Below are 16720 nucleotides of genomic sequence, written 5' to 3'. Positions count from 1 at the left end.
CAACGCCTATTAAATGGAACGTTCCAACAAATCAAGATATTTTGCCGCCCTGCCTCGTGCAGCGAAAATTGCTGCATCGCAGCAGCCGAAAGCCCTGCTTGCCGGAGAATTGCGCCACCGAGCCGCATTTTTCCCGGGTTCGCAAAAACGCGATTGACTCAAATGCGCCGCAGGGATTAGATCGTTCCAATAAAATCGCACAAGAAACCACCGGGAGGACGGATCTGGATGGCCAGCCGGGCCAAGGCAACGATACTCGACATAGCCCGTGAGGCGGGCGTGTCCAAATCGACGGTATCGCTGGTGCTGCAAGGCAGCGGGCTGATCCGGCCCGAAACCGCGCTCAAGGTGCGCAAGGCGATCGAGGACGTCGGCTATGTCTACAACCGCGGCGCCGCCAATCTGCGCAAGGCCCATTCCAACGTCATCGGCATGGTCATCAACGATCTCACCAATCCGTTTTTCGCCGAGCTCGCGGTCGGCATGGAGCGCGTCTTCCAGTCGGCCGGCGTCGTGCCTTTCATCGCCAATACGGCTGAAAACCCGGTGCGCCAGGAAGAGGTTCTGAAATCGTTGATGGAGCAGGGTGTCGCCGGGCTCGTCGTGTCGCCGGCGCGCGGCACCACGCCTGGCGCGTTCCGTCGCCTTGAGACCGCAGGCGTTCCGGTCGTCTTCGTCATGCGCCGGCTTCCCGAAAGCCGTATCCCGGTGATCACGCCCGACAATCATCGCGGCGCCTATCTCGCCACCGCCCATCTGATCGGCAAGGGCCATCGCCGGCTGGCCTTCTTCGGCGGCTCGTCCGACCTTGTCGTCTATCACGAGCGCCTGGGCGGCTTTCGCGAGGCCTGTGAAGCGCTCGGGATCGAACCGGCCGACAGGCTGGTCTTCGAGGGCGAAACCAGCCGCAAGGGCGGTATTGCCTGCCTGGAAACCGCACTTGCCATGGCCGCGCCGCCGACCGCGGCCCTTTGCTTCAACGATGCGGTCGCCTTCGGCGTCTTGCTGGCGCTGCGCAAGCGCGGCCTGGAACCCGGCGCGGACTTTGCCGTCGTCGGCTTCGACGACGTCGCCGAGGCCGAGCACTATATGCCGGCGCTGACCAGCGTCGCGGTGAACACCGCCGGCCTCGGCGAGCGCGCCGCCCATGTCGTGCTGAAGATGATCCAATCGCGCACCACGCGCGCCGAGGATCATATCGGCGCCGTCAACCTCGTGGTCAGGGAAAGCTGCGGCCCCGATCGCAACGAGCATGGCTGTGCAGGAATGGGAGACGCGGCATGACCGTCAGTTGGGGGCTGATCGGCGCCAGCACGATCGCAAGACAGTTCATGATCGGCGCCATCCGCGCGCAGAAGGACGGCGAGATCGCCGCGGTGATGAGCTCCAGCCCGGAGCGCGCCGCCACTTACGCCAGTGAAAACCGCATTCCGGCGGCGGTCTCGACGCTCGACGCCCTGCTCAAATCCGATATCGACGCCGTCTACATCTCGACCACTAACGAATTGCATCTCGAACAGGCACTCGCCGCCATCGAGGCGGGAAAGCATGTGCTGTGCGAAAAGCCGCTGGCGCTGACCAGCGCCGACGCGCGCAAGATGGTCGCGGCGGCCAGGGCCGCCGGCGTCGTGCTCGGCACCAATCACCATCTGCGCAATGCCGGCTCGCATCGGGCGATGCGCGAAGCGATCGCTGCCGGCCGCATCGGCAGGCTGATCGCCGCGCGCGTCTTCCACTCCGTCTATCTGCCGGAAAACCTGCAGGGCTGGCGCATCACCAGGCCGGACGCCGGCGGCGGCGTGGTGCTCGACATCACCGTCCACGATGCCGACACGCTGCGCTTCGTGCTCGGCGACGATCCCGTCGAGATCTCGGCATTCACGCAGTCGGCCGGCATGGCCGCCGGCGGACTGGAAGACGGCGCCATGTGCCTCTGGCGCTTCGCATCGGGCGTCATCGCCCAATCGCATGAGGGCTTCACGACAAAATTCGCCGGCACCGGCTTCGAGGTGCATGGCAGCGAAGGCTCGCTGATCGCCAAAAATGTGATGACGCAGAAGCCGGTCGGCTCGGTCTTGCTTCGCACGGCACAGGGCGAGGAGGAATTGAGCTTCGACCGCGAAGACCTCTATGCCCGTTCGCTGCGCGAATTCCACGCAGCGATCCGTGGCGACGGCCAGCCGTCCGCCACCGGCGAGGACGGCGTCTGGTCGCTGACATCAGCCGAGGCGGCATTGCAATCGGCCAGGTCCGGAAACGCCGTTGCCATCGACCCGAAGCTCGGGAGCGCCGCGTGAGCAAGCTCGTTTCAGCGGCTGAAGCTGCCGGCCTGATCAGGGATGGCATGGTCGTTTCCGTGTCATCGTCGAGCGGCCTCGGCTGTCCGGATGCGGTGCTGGCTGCCGTCGGCGAGCGCTTCGACGCGGAAGGCCATCCCAGGGACATCACGACGCTGCATCCGATCGCCGCCGGTGACATGTACGGCATCAAGGGCATCGACCATCTAGCCAAGCCCGGCCTGTTGAAGCGCACTTTGTGCGGCTCCTATCCGTCCGGGCCGTCATCGTCGGAACCGCCGCAGATCTGGAAGATGATCGGCGACAATTCGGTCGCCGCCTATAACGTGCCGTCCGGCATCCTGTTCGACATGCATCGCGAGGCCGCGGCCAAGCGCCCCGGCGTGCTGACCAAGGTCGGGCTCGATACCTTTGCCGACCCGCGCCATCAGGGTTGCGCCATGAATGCTGCCGCCAGCGAGCCGATCGTTTCGGTGCAGCAGTTCGACGGCGAGGAATGGCTCTATTTCCGCTCGATCGTACCGCAGGTCGCGATCATCCGCGCCACCACGGCGGACGAGCGCGGCAACCTTACCTATGAGCATGAGGGTGCCTATCTCGGCGGCCTCGAACAGGCGCTGGCCGCCCGCAACAATGGCGGCATCGTCATCGCGCAGGTCAAGCGCGTCGTCGCGATCGGCACGCTGAAGCCGCACGATGTGCGCGTGCCCGGCGTGCTGGTCGACCATATCGTGGTGGCGCCCGACCAGTTGCAGACGACGCTGACGCCTTACGATCCGGCCATCTCCGGCGAGATCTTCCGGCCACTGTCGAGCTTTCGCAACGCCGAGATGAACGTCCAGAAGGTCATTGCGCGCCGCGTCGCCATGGAGCTTGCCGACGGCATGGCGGTCAATATCGGCTTCGGCATCTCGGCCAATGTGCCGCGCATCCTGCTCGAGGAAGGCCAGCACGGCAAGGTCACCTGGGTCATCGAACAGGGCGCGGTCGGCGGCGTGCCGCTGCTCGATTTCAAGTTCGGCTGCTCGTCGAATGCCGACGCCTTCATGCCTTCGCCGCACCAGTTCATCTATTTCCAGGCCGGCGGCTTCGACGCCTCGCTGCTGTCCTTCCTGCAGATCGACCGCCACGGCTCTGTCAATGTCTCGAAGCTTTCGGCGCGGCCGCATGTCACCGCCGGCGCCGGCGGCTTCGTCGACATCACCGCGCGGGCGAAGAAGATCGTCTTTTCCGGTTTCTTCAATGCCGGCGCCAAGTTGTCGCTTGCCGGTGGCGGCATCCGCATCGACCAGGAGGGCAAGGTCAAGAAAGTCGTCGGCGAGGTCGAGCATATCTCCTTCTCGGGCAAGCGTGCCGTCGCGCAGGGACAGGATATCACCTATGTCACCGAGCGCTGCGTGATGAAGCTGACGCCTGCGGGGCTGATGGTGACCGAGTTGGCGCCGGGCATCGACCTCGAGCGCGATGTGCTGGCGCAGGCCGAGATCCCGCTCGCCGTCGCCAACGACCTGAAAGTGACGCCGGATGCGCTCTACCGGGACCGGCCGATCGGCCTATCGCTCAATGGCGGCGCGTCGCTTGGAGGCGCACATGGCTGAGCGTCTGGTAACCTTTGAAACCGACGGCGCCATCGGCATTGTCACGCTGCGCCGGCCGGAGAAATTCAACGCGCTCGATATTCCGATGCTGCGGGCGCTGGAAGCGGCACTCGACGAGGCCGAGACAGCAACCGGCGTCCGCGTCGTGCTGGTCTGCGGCGAAGGCAAGGGCTTTTGCGCCGGCGGCGACGTCGAGGCTTGGGCAGAAATGAGCGCTGCCGATTTCCAGGTGCAATGGGTGCGCTACGGCCACCGCGTCTTCGACCGGCTGGCGCGGCTGCGGCAGCCGACGATCGCCGTTCTTGCCGGCCATGCGCTGGGCGGCGGGCTGGAACTGGCGGCGGCTTGCGACTTTCGCGTGGCGGAAACGCAGGTGAAGTTGGGGTTCCCCGAAACCTCGATCGGCGTCGTTCCCGGCTGGTCCGGCACCCAGCGCGCCGTGCGCCGCTTCGGCGCGCAGGCAGTGCGGCGGATGGCGCTCGGCGGCGAGGTGTTTCTGGCTACCGAGGCTCTTGCTCTGGGGATTGTCGACCGGGTGGTCGAGACCGGCAAGGCGTTCGCCGAAGCCAAGGCCTGGGCCGGCAAGATCGCCGAGCGCGGCCCGCTCGCGACCGAAGCCGCCAAGCTGATGATTACAATCGCCGAGGGCGAAGAGAGTGCTGCCGCGACCGAAGCGCTGGCCAGCGGCTTCATCGCGCTGACAAGCGATCTCAGGACCGGCGTCGAGGCTTTCAAGACCAAGCAGAAGCCGGCGTTCTCAAGATCTTAGGAACCTGGAAATCACATGAACGCACCCCTCAACATCGCCATGCCCGCCGAGGCAGCCGCAGCGCCGAAAAGGTACCGGCTGCTGATCGGCGGCAGGTTCATCGACGCCCAGGACGGCCGCACGCTGGAGCGCAGCAGCCCCGGCCACGGCTTCACCGTCTCGCGCTATGCACAGGCCGGCGCGGCGGACGTAGAGGCGGCGGTTCAGGCCGCGCACAAGGCCTTCGAGACCGGCCCGTGGCCGCGCATGAAGGCAGCCGAACGCGCCGCGATCCTGCTCAAAGCTGCTGACCTGATCGAGGCGCGGCTGGACGAGATTGCCCGGCTCGACGCACTGGAATCCGGCAAGCCGATTGCGCAGGCGCGCGGCGAGATCGGCGGCGCCGTCGATATCTGGCGCTATGCCGCGGCACTTGCCCGCACGCTTCACGGCGAAAGCTACGCCAATCTCGGCGACGCCATGCTCGGCGTCGTGCTGCGCGAACCGATCGGCGTCGTTTCCATCATCACGCCGTGGAATTTCCCGTTCCTTATCGTCAGCCAGAAACTACCCTTCGCGCTCGCCGCCGGCTGCACGGCGGTGGTCAAGCCGAGCGAGATGACCTCGGCCTCGACTTTCGTGCTCGGCGAGATACTGATGCAGGCCGGCTTGCCGGACGGCGTCGTCAACATCCTTGCCGGGTTGGGCGCCGATGTCGGCGCACCGATGGTCAGCCATCCGCTGGTCGAGATGGTGTCGTTCACCGGCTCCACCCGCGTCGGCAAGATGACCATGGCGTCTGCCGCCAACTCGCTGAAGAAAGTCGCGATGGAGCTCGGCGGCAAGAACGGCCAGATCGTCTTTCCCGATGCCGACCTCGAGGCCGCCGCCGACGCGGCGGTGTTCGGCGGCTTCTTCAATGCCGGCGAATGCTGCAATGCCGGCAGCCGGCTGATCGTCCATGAGGCGATCGCCGACGAGTTCCTCGGCGCCGTCAAAGCCCTCACCGCCAAGGTGGTTGTCGGCGACCCGCTCGACGACCGCACCAAGGTCGGCGCGATGATCTCCGCCGACCATATGGCCAAGGTCACCGGCTACGTGACGGCAGCGGAAAACGGCGGCGGCCGGATCTGTAGCGGCGGCAATCAGCTTGCTTCGAGCGCCGGCCAGTATCTTGATCCGACCATCGTTCGCGATGTCACCGAAGACATGGCCATTGCACGCGAGGAAGTGTTCGGTCCGGTGCTCTCGGTGCTGACTTTTGAATCGATTGAAAGGGCGTTGCACATCGCCAACAACACGCCCTATGGTCTGTCGGCGGGCGTGTGGAGCGCCAGCATCGATACCTGCATGTCGGTGGCGCGGAATGTGCGTTCGGGAACCGTTTGGGTGAACACGTTCATGGAGGGTTACCCCGAGCTGCCTTTCGGCGGCTACAAGCAGTCCGGTCTCGGACGCGAACTCGGCAAGCGCGCCGTCGAGGATTATACCGAGGAAAAGACAATCCAGTTTCATCGCGGCCAGCGCACCGGATGGTGGGTCGGCTGAGTTGGGAAGAACCCGGTGGGCATCCGCCGGTCGTGTAAGTTCAACAAGGGAGGAAGTACATGTTGCGCAAACTGCTTATCGGGACGGCTCTCGCATCGGGCGTTGCGTTCGCGGCCCATGCCGAGGACGTCAAGGAAGTCCAGATGCTGCATTGGTGGACGTCGGGCGGCGAAGCTGCCGCTCTGAACGTGCTCAAGCAGGATCTGGCCAAGGAAGGCTTTGCCTGGAAGGACGTGCCGGTGGCCGGCGGCGGCGGCGACGCTGCCATGACCGCGCTGAAGGCGATGGTGGCAGCGGGCAACTACCCGACCGCCTCGCAGATGCTTGGCTATACCGTGCTCGATTACGCCGCAGCCGGCGTTATGGGCGACCTGACCGAGACGGCGATAAAGGAAGGCTGGGACAAGTCCGTTCCCGCGGCCCTGCAGAAATTCTCCGTCTATGATGGCAAGTGGGTCGCGGCTCCGGTCAACGTCCACTCGGTCAACTGGCTATGGATCAACAAGGCGGTGATGGACAAGATCGGCGGCACCGAGCCCAAGACCTTCGACGACTTCATTGCGTTGCTGGACAAAGCCAAGGCGGCGGGCGTCATCCCGCTCGCGCTGGGCGGCCAGAACTGGCAGGAAGCGACAATGTTCGACTCAGTCGTGCTGTCGACCGGCGGGCCTGAGTTCTACAAGAAGGCCTTCAACGACCTCGACGAGGAGTCGCTGAAGTCCGACACGATGAAGAAGTCGTTCGACAATCTCGCCAAGCTCGTCACCTATGTCGACCCGAACTTCTCGGGCCGGGACTGGAACCTCGCCACCGCCATGGTCATCAAGGGCGATGCGCTGGTGCAGGTGATGGGTGACTGGGCCAAGGGCGAATTCAACGCCGCCAAGAAGGTCCCGGGCACCGACTTCCTGTGCTACCGCTTCCCGGGCACCGACGGCAGCGTCGTCTACAACTCCGACATGTTCGGCATGTTCAACGTTCCGGAGGACCGCAAGGCCGCCCAGATCGCCCTGGCCACCGCCACGCTGTCGAAGAGCTTCCAGTCGGCCTTCAACGTCGTCAAGGGCTCTGTTCCGGCCCGCACCGACGTGCCGGACACCGATTTCGACGCTTGCGGCAAGAAGGGCATGGCCGACCTGAAGGCCGCCAATGAAGGCGGCACGCTGTTCGGTTCGCTGGCGCAGGGCTATGGCGCGCCTCCCGCGGTTGCCAACGCCTACAAGGATGTCGTCTCGAAATTCGTGCACGGCCAGATCAAGACCTCGGACGAGGCCGTGACCCAACTGGTCAGCGCGATCGAAGACGCCAAGTAAGGCACCCGCCCATGTGAATGATCTCCCCGGCGCAAGCCGGGGAGATCCCCTGCGGCGAGGTTTTGCGGTTGCGCCGACCGGCACGCTTTCGTGCCGCAGAGCCCGAGACAGCAGAATTCCGGACCCGCCATACGGAATGGACAGATGAGCACAGTTGCTGAAACCAGTATCACGCTGACGCCGGAGCACGATGCCCGTCCGGGCGCCACGGTGCGCTCGCGCCTTCAGGACGCGCTGCCGAAGCTCGTGCTGGCGCCGAGCTTCGCCGCCACTATCGTCTTCGTCTACGGCTTCATCCTGTGGACGATCTATCTGTCCTTCACCAATTCCAAGACCTTTCCCTCCTATGCGATCACCGGGCCACGCGCCTATCAGCGGCTATGGCGCTGGACTTTCGAAAGCGATCCGCCGTCCTCCTGGTACACGTCGATCACCAATATGGGGATTTTCGGCTTCCTCTATATTTCCATCTGCCTGGCGCTCGGCCTGTTCCTGGCGATCCTGCTCGACCAGAAGATCCGCGGCGAAGGTGTGCTGCGGCCGATCTACCTCTACCCGATGGCACTGTCGTTCATCGTCACCGGCGTTGCCTGGAAATGGTTTCTGGACCCCGGCCTCGGCCTCGAGCAGACGCTGCACCAATGGGGCTGGACGAGCTTCCATTTCGACTGGATCAAGAACAAGGATTTCGTCATCTACACAGTGGTCATCGCCGGCGTCTGGCAGGCGTCGGGCTTCATCATGGCGATGTTCCTGGCCGGCCTGCGCGGCATCGACGGCGAGATCCTGAAGGCGGCGCAGATCGACGGCGCCACCACCTTCCAGCTCTACCGTCGCATCGTCATCCCGCTGCTGCGGCCGATCTTCCTGTCCGCCTTGATCGTCCTCGCGCATCTCGCCATCAAATCCTACGATCTGGTGGTCGCGCTGACCAGCGGCGGGCCGGGCGGTTCGGCCTGGCTGCCGTCCAACTTCATGTATGAGTACACCTTCAAGCGCAACGAGATGGCCGTCGGCTCGGCCAGCGCCGTGATCATGCTGATGACCATCACCGCGATCATCGTTCCCTATCTCTATTCCGAGCTTCGGGAGAAGCCGCGATGAGCGCCGTGGCCACTCCTGCTCGCCAGAGCACTGGCGGTATCAGCGCCAGGACGGTCAACCGTATTGTCATCTACGGGCTGCTGGCGCTGTTCGCGCTGTTCTATCTGATGCCGCTGTTCGTCATGCTGGTGACCTCGTTCAAGACCATGGACGAAATCCAGAACGGCAACATGCTGGCGCTGCCGCAGGAGCCGACCTTCGCACCTTGGATAAGGGCGTGGAGCGAGGTTTGCTCGGGTCTCACCTGCGTCGGCATGAAGGGTTATTTCTGGAACTCGATCAAGATGGTGGTTCCGGCCGTCATCATCTCGACCCTGCTCGGCGCGCTCAACGGCTATGTGCTGACGAAATGGCGCTTTCGCGGGGCGACGCTGGTGTTCGGGCTGATGCTGTTTGCCTGCTTCATTCCGTTCCAGTCCGTCCTCTTGCCGATGGCAACGATCCTCGGCAGCCTCGGCCGGTTCGGCGTCAAGCTGCAGAACGCGACCGGCCTCACCTTCGGCTTCGGCAATCCGACCGTGAACCTGGTGTTCGTTCACGTCGTCTACGGCATCGGCTTCACCACCCTGTTCTTCCGCAATTATTACGAAGCGTTTCCGAACGAGCTGGTGAAGGCGGCGCAGATCGACGGCGCCAGCTTCTTCCAGATCTTCCGGCGCATCATGCTGCCCAACTCGCTGCCGATCATCGTGGTGACGGTGATCTACCAGTTCACCAACATCTGGAACGACTTCCTCTTCGCTTCCGCCTATGCCGGCTCAGGCGACGTGATGCCGATGACGGTGGCGCTGAACAATGTCGTCAACACCTCGACCGGCGTCGTCGAATACAACGTCAACATGGCGGCGGCGATGATCGCCGCGCTGCCGACGCTCCTCGTCTACGTGCTCGCCGGCCGCTATTTCGTGCGCGGCCTGATGGCCGGCGCCGTCAAAGGATAATCGCATGGCTTTTCTGGAAATTGACGGGCTGAAGAAGCGTTTCGGAGCGGTCGAGATCCTGAAAGGCATCGACCTCGACCTGGAAAAGGGCGGCTTCCTCGTGCTGGTCGGGCCTTCCGGTTGCGGCAAGTCCACGCTGCTCAACACTATTGCCGGCCTGGAAACCATAACCGAAGGGGAAATCCGCGTCGACGGACGCACGATCAACGATCTCCACCCCTCCAAGCGCGACATCGCCATGGTCTTCCAGAGCTACGCGCTCTATCCGAACATGACGGTTGCCGGCAATATCGCCTTCGGCATGGAGATGCGCGGCGTGCCGGCCGGCGAGCGCCAGAAGGCGATCGACAAGGTGGCGAAGGTCTTGCAGATCGGCCATTTGCTGAAGCGCAAGCCAAGCCAGCTCTCCGGCGGCCAGCGCCAGCGCGTCGCCATGGGCCGGGCGCTGGTGCGCGATCCAAAGCTGTTCCTGTTCGACGAGCCTTTGTCCAATCTCGATGCCAAGCTGCGTGTCGACATGCGCATCGAGATCAAGCGCCTGCACGCCACCACCGGCACCACCATCGTCTACGTCACCCACGACCAGATCGAGGCGATGACGCTGGCCACCAAGATCGCGGTGATGCGCGACGGCGAGGTGCAGCAGTTCGGCACGCCAGCCGAAATCTATAACAATCCGGTCAACCTGTTTGTTGCCGACTTCATGGGCTCGCCGGCGATGAACCTGATCCCGGCGACGATCGGCAGCAACGGCAGCAGCTTCTCCGTCGTCATGGAGCGCGAGGCGCGCCAGCCGATCTCGCTGCCGCTGGGCAATGCGCCGGCCGGCCTGTCGGCATTCCAGGGAAAACCGATCATCTTCGGCGTCCGCCCGGAAGCACTGACCGATCCCGAGGGTGCCGAACGCAACGCCTCGAACATCGCCCGCGCCGACTGTCACATCGAGGTCATCGAGCCGGCCGGCTCGGATACGTTCGCGGTCACCAATCTCGGCGGCAAGGCGGTGGTGGCGCGGCTGCGCGCCGATGCCAAAATCCAGCCCGGCACGGTCACGCCGCTCGCCTTCAACCTGACCAAGGCGGTGTTCTTCGATCCGGCGACCGAGAAACGCATCGTCTGACCGCCATGACAAATCCCGACATCGTCATCATCGGCTCCGGCATAGGTGGCGCCACGATCGCCTCTGGCCTTGCCGGCGGTGGCGCCTCGATCCTGATGCTGGAGCGCGGCGAACCACTGCCAGCAACGCCGCACACACGCGACACCCGCGCAATCTTCGTCGATGGCCACTATAGGCCGAAGGAGATGTGGCTCGAGGCCGGCGGAGCGCCTTTCAACCCGGGCAATTACTACTATGTCGGCGGCAATTCGAAATTCTACGGCGCGGTGCTGATCCGCTACCGCAGGGAAGACTTTTCGGAGATGGAGCACTATGGCGGCATCTCGCCGGCCTGGCCGTTTTCCTATGAGGAATTCGAACCCTGGTATTCCAGGGCCGAGCAGCTTTTCCGCGTGCGCGGTGCACTCGGCGAAGACCCGACCGAGCCGTTCCACTCGATGCCCTACCCTTTCGGGCCGGTGCCCGACGAGCCGCCAATCGCGCGTGCCCGCGCCGAGTTGAAGAGCCTGGGCCTGCACCCGGCATCGCTGCCGCTCGGCGTCGACATCGAAGCCTGGCTGAAAGACGGCAGCACGCCGTGGGACGCTTTTCCCAACACCGGCGTCGGCAAGGTCGACGCCCAAACGGGACCGCTGGCCGCCGCCCTTGCCGACCAGAAGATCAAGCTCGAGACCGGCGCCCATGTCGAATATCTCGAGGCATCGCCGGATGCGAGGACGATCATCGCCGTCCATTATCGACAGAACGGTACGCTGAAGAAAGTCGCGCCGAAGCTGGTCATCCTATCGGCCGGCGCAGTCAATTCCGCCGCCATCCTGCTGCGCTCGCCCACCCCTCAGGGCAGAGGCGGTGGCAAAGGCCTGGCCAACCGCTCCGACCAGGTCGGCCGCAACTTCATGAATCACAATTCGAGCGCCATGCTGGCGATCGATCCACGCCGCCGGAACAAATCCGTCTACCAGAAGACGCTGATGCTGAACGATTATTATCTGTCCGACGGCAAGTGCGGCAAGCCGCTCGGCAATGTCCAGCTCCTCGGCAAGCTCGACGGCAACATCCTCAAGGCCAATGTCAGGCGCGCGCCCAAATTCGCGCTCGATTTCATGGCCGGCCGCGCCGTCGACTGGTATCTGATGTGCGAGGACCTGCCCGATCCCGAGAGCCGCATCATGATCGACGGCAAGGACATCGTCATGCAGTGGCGGCGCTCCAACATGCAGTCGCTCGACGGACTGACCAAGGTGATGCGCGAGAATTTCCGCGCCTGCGGCTATCCGATCGTCCTGTCGCGTCCGTTTGACAAGCGCACGCCCTCACATCAGTGCGGCACGGTGAAGATGGGCAACGATCCAGCGACCTCGCCGCTCGACCCGTTCTGCCGCTCCTTCGACCACAGCAATTTGTTCGTCGTCGATGCCGGCTTCCTGCCGAATTCGGCCGCCGTCAATCCGGCGCTGTCGATCGCCGCACAGGCGCTGCGCGTCGCCGATCATATCCGCAAGACGGAGCTTGCAACATGAGCCGCCCGGCAGCGATCGTCACCGGCGGCGCGCGCGGCATCGGCCTTGCTTGCGCCGAGGCGCTGGCCGACGCAGGCTTCGACATCCTCCTCTCAGACCTTGCCGACGAAGCCGCCGACGGGCTCGCCGCCGACATCACCGGGCGCGGCGCGAAGTTCGCCTATGCCAGCAGCGACATCGCCGACCTCGACGGCCACGCAGCGCTGATTGATGCCGCGACAAGCGCCTTCGGCCGCATCGACTGCCTGGTCAACAATGCCGGCATCGGCGCCGTCCTGCGCGGCGATCTGCTCGAGCTCAAGCCCAAAAATTTCGACCGGGTGCTCGGCATCAATCTGCGCGGCACCGTATTCCTCAGCCAGGCCGTCGCCAAAGCGATGCTCGGCCTGCCAAGCGATGGTGCGAGATCGATCATCACCATCACCTCGGTCAGCGCCGCCATGGCCTCGCCGGAACGTTCCGATTACTGCATCTCCAAGGCTGGGCTTTCGATGTGGGTGAAGAACCTGGCGCTGCGGCTTGCCACCGAAAACATCGCCGTGTTCGAGGTGCGGCCGGGCATCATCCGCACCGACATGACCGCGGGTGTGACCGCCAAATATGACGGGCTGATCGACGGCGGGCTGGTGCCGGCGATGCGCTGGGGCGAGAGCGAAGATATCGGTGCCGCCGTGGCAGCACTCGCCGGTGGCAAGTTCGGCTTTTCGACCGGCTCGGTCATCAATGTCGATGGCGCGCTGTCGGTGCCGAGGCTATGAACAGGTGACGCCATGACGGACTACATAATCGTCGGCGCCGGCCCGGCCGGCTGCGTACTCGCCAACCGGCTGAGCGAAGATCCGTCGCATCAGGTGCTGCTGCTCGAAGCCGGCGGCAAGGACTGGCATCCGCTGATCCACATGCCGGCCGGTTTTGCCAAGATGACCAAGGGCATCGCCGCCTGGGGCTGGTCGACGGTGCCGCAAAAGCACATGAACGACCGCGTCTTCCGATACACGCAGGCCAAGGTGATCGGCGGCGGCTCGTCGATCAACGCGCAGATCTACACGCGCGGCAACGCCCGCGACTACGACGCCTGGGAGAAGGAAGAAGGCCTTGCCGGCTGGGGCTATCGCGACGTGCTGCCCTATTTCAAGCGCGCGGAGAACAACCAGCGTTATGCCAACGATTTCCACGGCGACCAAGGCCCGCTCGGCGTGTCGAACCCGATCGCGCCGCTGCCGATCTGCGAGGCCTATTTCCGTGCCGGACAGGAGATGGGCATCCCCTTCAATCCCGACTTCAACGGCGCCAGCCAGGAGGGCGTCGGCTATTACCAATTGACGCAGAAGGACGCGAAGCGCTCCTCCGCCTCGGTCGCCTATCTCAGGCCGATCCGGGAGCGCAAGAATCTCACCATCAGGACCGGCGTTCTAGTGACACGCATCGTCGTCGACAAAGGCCGCGCCGTCGGCGTCGAGATCGTCGACAGGCCGGGCGGCCAGCCAACGATCCTGCACGCCGAGCGCGAGGTGATCGTCTCGTCCGGCGCCATCGGCTCGCCGAAGCTTTTGCTGCAGTCGGGCATCGGCCCGGCCGACCATCTGAAGGCGGTCGGCGTGACACCGGTGCACGATTTGCCCGGCGTCGGCTCCAACCTGCAGGATCATCTCGACCTGTTCGTCATCGCCGAATGCACCGGCGATCACACCTACGACAACTACGCCAAGCTGCACTGGACGGCTTGGGCCGGGCTGCAATATCTGCTCCTGAAGAAAGGCCCGGTGGCCTCCAGCCTGTTCGAGACCGGCGGCTTCTGGTACGCCGATCCGACCGCCGCCTCTCCCGACATCCAGCTGCATCTCGGCCTCGGCTCCGGCATCGAGGCCGGCGTCGAGAAGCTGAACAATCCGGGCGTGACACTGAACTCGGCCTTCCTGCGCCCGCGCTCGCGCGGCATGGTGCGGCTGAACAGTGCCGACCCGGCCGACCGCCCGCTGATCGATCCGAACTATTGGTCCGATCCCTATGACCGTGACATGTCGATCAAGGGGCTGAGGCTGGCGCGCGAGATCATGCGGCAGAAGGCGCTGCAGCCCTATGTGCTGCGCGAGGTACTGCCGGGACCCGACCTGCAGAGCGGCGACGAGTTGTTCGACTACGCTTGCCGCAGTTCCAAGACCGACCACCACCCGGTCGGCACCTGCCGCATGGGCCACGATGCGATGAGCGTGGTAACGCCAGATCTCAGGCTGCGCGGTATCGAGGGCCTGCGCGTCTGCGACGCCTCGGTGATGCCGCGCATCCCCTCCTCCAACACCAATGCCCCGACGATCATGGTTGGCGAAAAAGGCGCCGATCTGATCCTTGGCCGCGAGCCGCTGCCGCCGGCGGTGTTTTCCACCAACCGAGCGGCATGAGGGACAAAGAATGATCAGGCATTGTGTCTTCGTCAGATTTCGCAACGATGTCGCCGACGCCGAGCGCGCGGCAATCCATGCCGATCTCGAAGCGTTGCGGGCTGTGATCGACGGCATGGGCAAGGTCGAATTCAGCGCCAATACCAGCCCGGAACCCTTCGCCCGCGGCTTCACGCACGGCTTCACCATCGACTTTCGCGACGCTGCGGCACGCGATGCCTATCTGGAGCATGAAGCGCACCAGCGAGCCGGCGCAAAACTGGTCGCGGCGCTCGAAGGCGGCACCGACGGGCTGATGGTGTTTGATCTGGAGATCGCGTGACTATCCCATTCTCAGCGCAACGACGCCGGCAACGATGCTAAGCACCGCGGCACCTCGCCATGCCGTCATCTTCTCGCCGAGCGCGAAGACCGAGATCATCATGGCGAACAGGATCGATGTTTCGCGCAGCGACGCCACCGAGGCGATCGGCGCCTTGGTCATCGCCCACATCACGATCCAGTAGGCGCCGCCGCTGAGCACGCCGGTATAGATTCCGGCCTTCCAGTCGCGCGCCAGCACCGGCAGCGCCTGTGGGCCGCGAAAGACGACGCATAGCACCAGCGCCCACAGCGCATCGCAGACGAACAGCCAGGCGGCATAACTCGACGCGGTGGCGGCCAGCCGCGCGCCGCTGCCGTCCGACAGCGTGTAGCTGGCGATGAAGATCGATGTGCCCAGTGCGAAGCCGACGGCGCGCAGGTTCAATTTCTCCAGATGCGCGCCGCCGCGAAACGACAGCACCAGCGTGCCCGCCGACAACAAGAGGATGCCGAGAATGGCGAGCGGCGCCGGCATCTCGGCAACCACCACAACGCCCCCCAAAGCGGCCAGCAATGGCGCGGTGCCGCGCGCCAGCGGATAGGTCTGGGCGAAATCGCCGGCCTTGTAGGCGCCGATCAGGAACGTCCTGTAGCCCATGTGGAAGACAACCGAGGCGAGGATGTATGGCCACACTTCCGGCTTCGGCACCTCGACGAAAGGCAACGTCACCAGCGCAGCGGCACCCATGCCGAGCGTCATCAGTGTGATCGACAGAAAACGGTCGAGATGGACCTTGACCAGCGCGTTCCAGATCGCATGCATGGAAGCGGCGGCGAGCACCGCGAAAAAGACAAACAGGCTCATCGGCGGTTCATCCGCCGCCCGTCCCGATGACGATCGGCGTCTCCAGGTCGATATCGACCCAGAGCGGAAAATGGTCGGAAGCGATTTGCCCGATATCGGCGCTGACCGAGCGCACGCGCCCGGCAAACATGCCGCCGACGAAGCAATGGTCGAGCCGGCGCTTTGCCAGCCTACCATCGATAGTCTTCACATGGGTGTGGAAATCCGCTGTTGCGACGGCGGCGGCATCGACAAAACCGTCGAGATAGGCGGCACCGCGATGATAGGGCGCGCTGCCGACAATGCGCCGGTACTCGGCGCTATCCGGCTCCATGTTGAAGTCGCCCAACCAGATCGCCGTTACGGGGTTTTCTGGCTCCTGTTCGCCATTGCTCCAGTTGCGCGCCGGCTCGTCGTCGGCGCCGCTCCATGGACCGCCCTCGGACGGCGCGCGGCGATGCTCGGCGAGCAAATAGTCGATCTGCTCCAGCCGCTCCTCGGCCGCGATATGCGCCAGATGCAACGACAGCACCCGCACCGGACCGGCAGGGGTGCGGATCATGCATTCGAGTGCGGCATTGCGGGTGTTGAGCGGCCGCAGCGTGCGCCTGAGCGGCAGCGTATGCAGCCGCGACCAGACGATCGGAAGCTTCGACAGAACCATGGTGCCGAATTGCCGCCGCCGGTTGACGATGCGGCCTCCACGCCGGTGGCTGGCATCCATGTCGAAGGCCGGCCCGTAGACCCAATGATAGTCGGGCAGCAATTGCGAAAGAAGTTCCGGCTGGTCGTCCTCGTTGCTGCGCAACCAGTGCCGTTCCACCTCCTGCAAGGCGACGATGTCGGCGCCGGCCACGACCTTGGCACAACGCGCCAGGTCGTAGCGGCCATCGCTGCCGAAGCCGTACTGGATGTTATAGCTGACCAGCTTCATTGCTTATCCGGCTCAGTTTCCTGCTGGCAGTAGCCGTTCGCTGACAGCCTT

At 64.4% G+C, this 16720-nt stretch carries 16 protein-coding genes; 14 read left to right on the top strand and 2 right to left on the bottom strand.

Annotation, left to right across the window (positions count from 1 at the left end):
- The first annotated feature begins 13 nt into the window (after nucleotides 1-13).
- From NKI17_RS11030 to NKI17_RS10965, 14 genes are all read left to right on the top strand, one after another.
- On the top strand, nucleotides 14-157 hold the full coding sequence (locus tag NKI17_RS11030) for a hypothetical protein (RefSeq protein WP_352905918.1): 144 nt from the start codon (nucleotides 14-16) through the stop codon (nucleotides 155-157).
- Nucleotides 158-228: 71 nt separating this feature from the next.
- Complete coding sequence (locus tag NKI17_RS11025; protein ID WP_352454053.1) at nucleotides 229-1284, top strand: LacI family DNA-binding transcriptional regulator; 1056 nt, start codon at nucleotides 229-231, stop codon at nucleotides 1282-1284.
- Nucleotides 1281-2297 (top strand): Gfo/Idh/MocA family protein, encoded by a 1017-nt coding sequence (locus tag NKI17_RS11020; RefSeq protein WP_352568156.1) that lies wholly within the window; start codon nucleotides 1281-1283, stop codon nucleotides 2295-2297. The genes NKI17_RS11025 and NKI17_RS11020 overlap by 4 nt, the downstream gene beginning before the upstream one ends.
- Nucleotides 2294-3895, top strand: coding sequence for an acyl CoA:acetate/3-ketoacid CoA transferase (locus NKI17_RS11015; RefSeq protein WP_352905916.1), 1602 nt, complete (start codon nucleotides 2294-2296; stop codon nucleotides 3893-3895). The genes NKI17_RS11020 and NKI17_RS11015 overlap by 4 nt, the downstream gene beginning before the upstream one ends.
- Nucleotides 3888-4664: an enoyl-CoA hydratase/isomerase family protein gene (locus tag NKI17_RS11010; RefSeq protein WP_352568158.1), complete on the top strand. Its 777-nt coding sequence runs from the start codon at nucleotides 3888-3890 to the stop codon at nucleotides 4662-4664. Before NKI17_RS11015 ends, NKI17_RS11010 begins: the two co-directional genes overlap by 8 nt.
- 15 nt (nucleotides 4665-4679) lie before the next feature.
- Nucleotides 4680-6191, top strand: a complete 1512-nt coding sequence (locus NKI17_RS11005) for an aldehyde dehydrogenase family protein (RefSeq protein ID WP_352576140.1) — start codon at nucleotides 4680-4682, stop codon at nucleotides 6189-6191.
- 59 nt (nucleotides 6192-6250) lie between these two features.
- Nucleotides 6251-7504, top strand: coding sequence for an ABC transporter substrate-binding protein (locus NKI17_RS11000; RefSeq protein WP_031194023.1), 1254 nt, complete (start codon nucleotides 6251-6253; stop codon nucleotides 7502-7504).
- Between the two features lie 144 nt (nucleotides 7505-7648).
- Nucleotides 7649-8608: a carbohydrate ABC transporter permease gene (locus NKI17_RS10995; RefSeq protein ID WP_023675368.1), complete on the top strand. Its 960-nt coding sequence runs from the start codon at nucleotides 7649-7651 to the stop codon at nucleotides 8606-8608.
- Nucleotides 8605-9549 (top strand): carbohydrate ABC transporter permease, encoded by a 945-nt coding sequence (locus NKI17_RS10990; protein ID WP_023675367.1) that lies wholly within the window; start codon nucleotides 8605-8607, stop codon nucleotides 9547-9549. The genes NKI17_RS10995 and NKI17_RS10990 overlap by 4 nt, the downstream gene beginning before the upstream one ends.
- Nucleotides 9550-9553: 4 nt before the next feature.
- Nucleotides 9554-10669, top strand: coding sequence for an ABC transporter ATP-binding protein (locus tag NKI17_RS10985; RefSeq protein ID WP_352690483.1), 1116 nt, complete (start codon nucleotides 9554-9556; stop codon nucleotides 10667-10669).
- Between the two features lie 5 nt (nucleotides 10670-10674).
- On the top strand, nucleotides 10675-12189 hold the full coding sequence (locus NKI17_RS10980) for a GMC oxidoreductase (protein WP_352905914.1): 1515 nt from the start codon (nucleotides 10675-10677) through the stop codon (nucleotides 12187-12189).
- Nucleotides 12186-12947, top strand: a complete 762-nt coding sequence (locus NKI17_RS10975; RefSeq protein ID WP_352633685.1) for a 3-ketoacyl-ACP reductase — start codon at nucleotides 12186-12188, stop codon at nucleotides 12945-12947. Before NKI17_RS10980 ends, NKI17_RS10975 begins: the two co-directional genes overlap by 4 nt.
- Before the next feature lie 12 nt (nucleotides 12948-12959).
- The gene (locus NKI17_RS10970) at nucleotides 12960-14588 is read left to right on the top strand and encodes a GMC family oxidoreductase (RefSeq protein ID WP_352633687.1); all 1629 of its coding nucleotides are present in this window, start codon (nucleotides 12960-12962) and stop codon (nucleotides 14586-14588) included.
- Between the two features lie 10 nt (nucleotides 14589-14598).
- On the top strand, nucleotides 14599-14910 hold the full coding sequence (locus NKI17_RS10965; protein WP_352448247.1) for a Dabb family protein: 312 nt from the start codon (nucleotides 14599-14601) through the stop codon (nucleotides 14908-14910).
- Here NKI17_RS10965 and NKI17_RS10960 read toward each other — a convergent pair whose 3' ends face one another.
- Nucleotides 14911-15756, bottom strand: coding sequence for an EamA family transporter (locus tag NKI17_RS10960; RefSeq protein WP_023675361.1), 846 nt, complete (start codon nucleotides 15754-15756; stop codon nucleotides 14911-14913). It abuts the gene before it with no gap.
- A 7-nt stretch (nucleotides 15757-15763) separates the two neighbouring features.
- Nucleotides 15764-16669 carry an endonuclease/exonuclease/phosphatase family protein gene (locus tag NKI17_RS10955; protein WP_352633689.1) on the bottom strand — a complete coding sequence of 302 codons (906 nt, stop codon included), beginning with the start codon at nucleotides 16667-16669 and terminating at the stop codon, nucleotides 15764-15766.
- Nucleotides 16670-16720 lie beyond the last annotated feature (51 nt).

Source organism: Mesorhizobium sp. M0816 (genome assembly GCF_040320005.1).
Lineage (GTDB): Bacteria > Pseudomonadota > Alphaproteobacteria > Rhizobiales > Rhizobiaceae > Mesorhizobium.
Note: the sequence above shows the minus strand (reverse complement) of the source record. Positions and strands in the feature narration are given on the sequence as shown.

Coding starts and splice junctions, on each gene's coding strand:
- NKI17_RS11030 (WP_352905918.1), top strand. CDS start 14: ATGGAACGTTCCAACAAATCAAGATATTTTGCCGCCCTGCCTCGTGCA.
- NKI17_RS10990 (WP_023675367.1), top strand. CDS start 8,605: ATGAGCGCCGTGGCCACTCCTGCTCGCCAGAGCACTGGCGGTATCAGC.
- NKI17_RS11025 (WP_352454053.1), top strand. CDS start 229: ATGGCCAGCCGGGCCAAGGCAACGATACTCGACATAGCCCGTGAGGCG.
- NKI17_RS10960 (WP_023675361.1), bottom strand. CDS start 15,756: ATGAGCCTGTTTGTCTTTTTCGCGGTGCTCGCCGCCGCTTCCATGCAT.
- NKI17_RS10980 (WP_352905914.1), top strand. CDS start 10,675: ATGACAAATCCCGACATCGTCATCATCGGCTCCGGCATAGGTGGCGCC.
- NKI17_RS10955 (WP_352633689.1), bottom strand. CDS start 16,669: ATGAAGCTGGTCAGCTATAACATCCAGTACGGCTTCGGCAGCGATGGC.
- NKI17_RS10995 (WP_023675368.1), top strand. CDS start 7,649: ATGAGCACAGTTGCTGAAACCAGTATCACGCTGACGCCGGAGCACGAT.
- NKI17_RS10975 (WP_352633685.1), top strand. CDS start 12,186: ATGAGCCGCCCGGCAGCGATCGTCACCGGCGGCGCGCGCGGCATCGGC.
- NKI17_RS10970 (WP_352633687.1), top strand. CDS start 12,960: ATGACGGACTACATAATCGTCGGCGCCGGCCCGGCCGGCTGCGTACTC.
- NKI17_RS11020 (WP_352568156.1), top strand. CDS start 1,281: ATGACCGTCAGTTGGGGGCTGATCGGCGCCAGCACGATCGCAAGACAG.
- NKI17_RS10965 (WP_352448247.1), top strand. CDS start 14,599: ATGATCAGGCATTGTGTCTTCGTCAGATTTCGCAACGATGTCGCCGAC.
- NKI17_RS11005 (WP_352576140.1), top strand. CDS start 4,680: ATGAACGCACCCCTCAACATCGCCATGCCCGCCGAGGCAGCCGCAGCG.
- NKI17_RS10985 (WP_352690483.1), top strand. CDS start 9,554: ATGGCTTTTCTGGAAATTGACGGGCTGAAGAAGCGTTTCGGAGCGGTC.
- NKI17_RS11010 (WP_352568158.1), top strand. CDS start 3,888: ATGGCTGAGCGTCTGGTAACCTTTGAAACCGACGGCGCCATCGGCATT.
- NKI17_RS11000 (WP_031194023.1), top strand. CDS start 6,251: ATGTTGCGCAAACTGCTTATCGGGACGGCTCTCGCATCGGGCGTTGCG.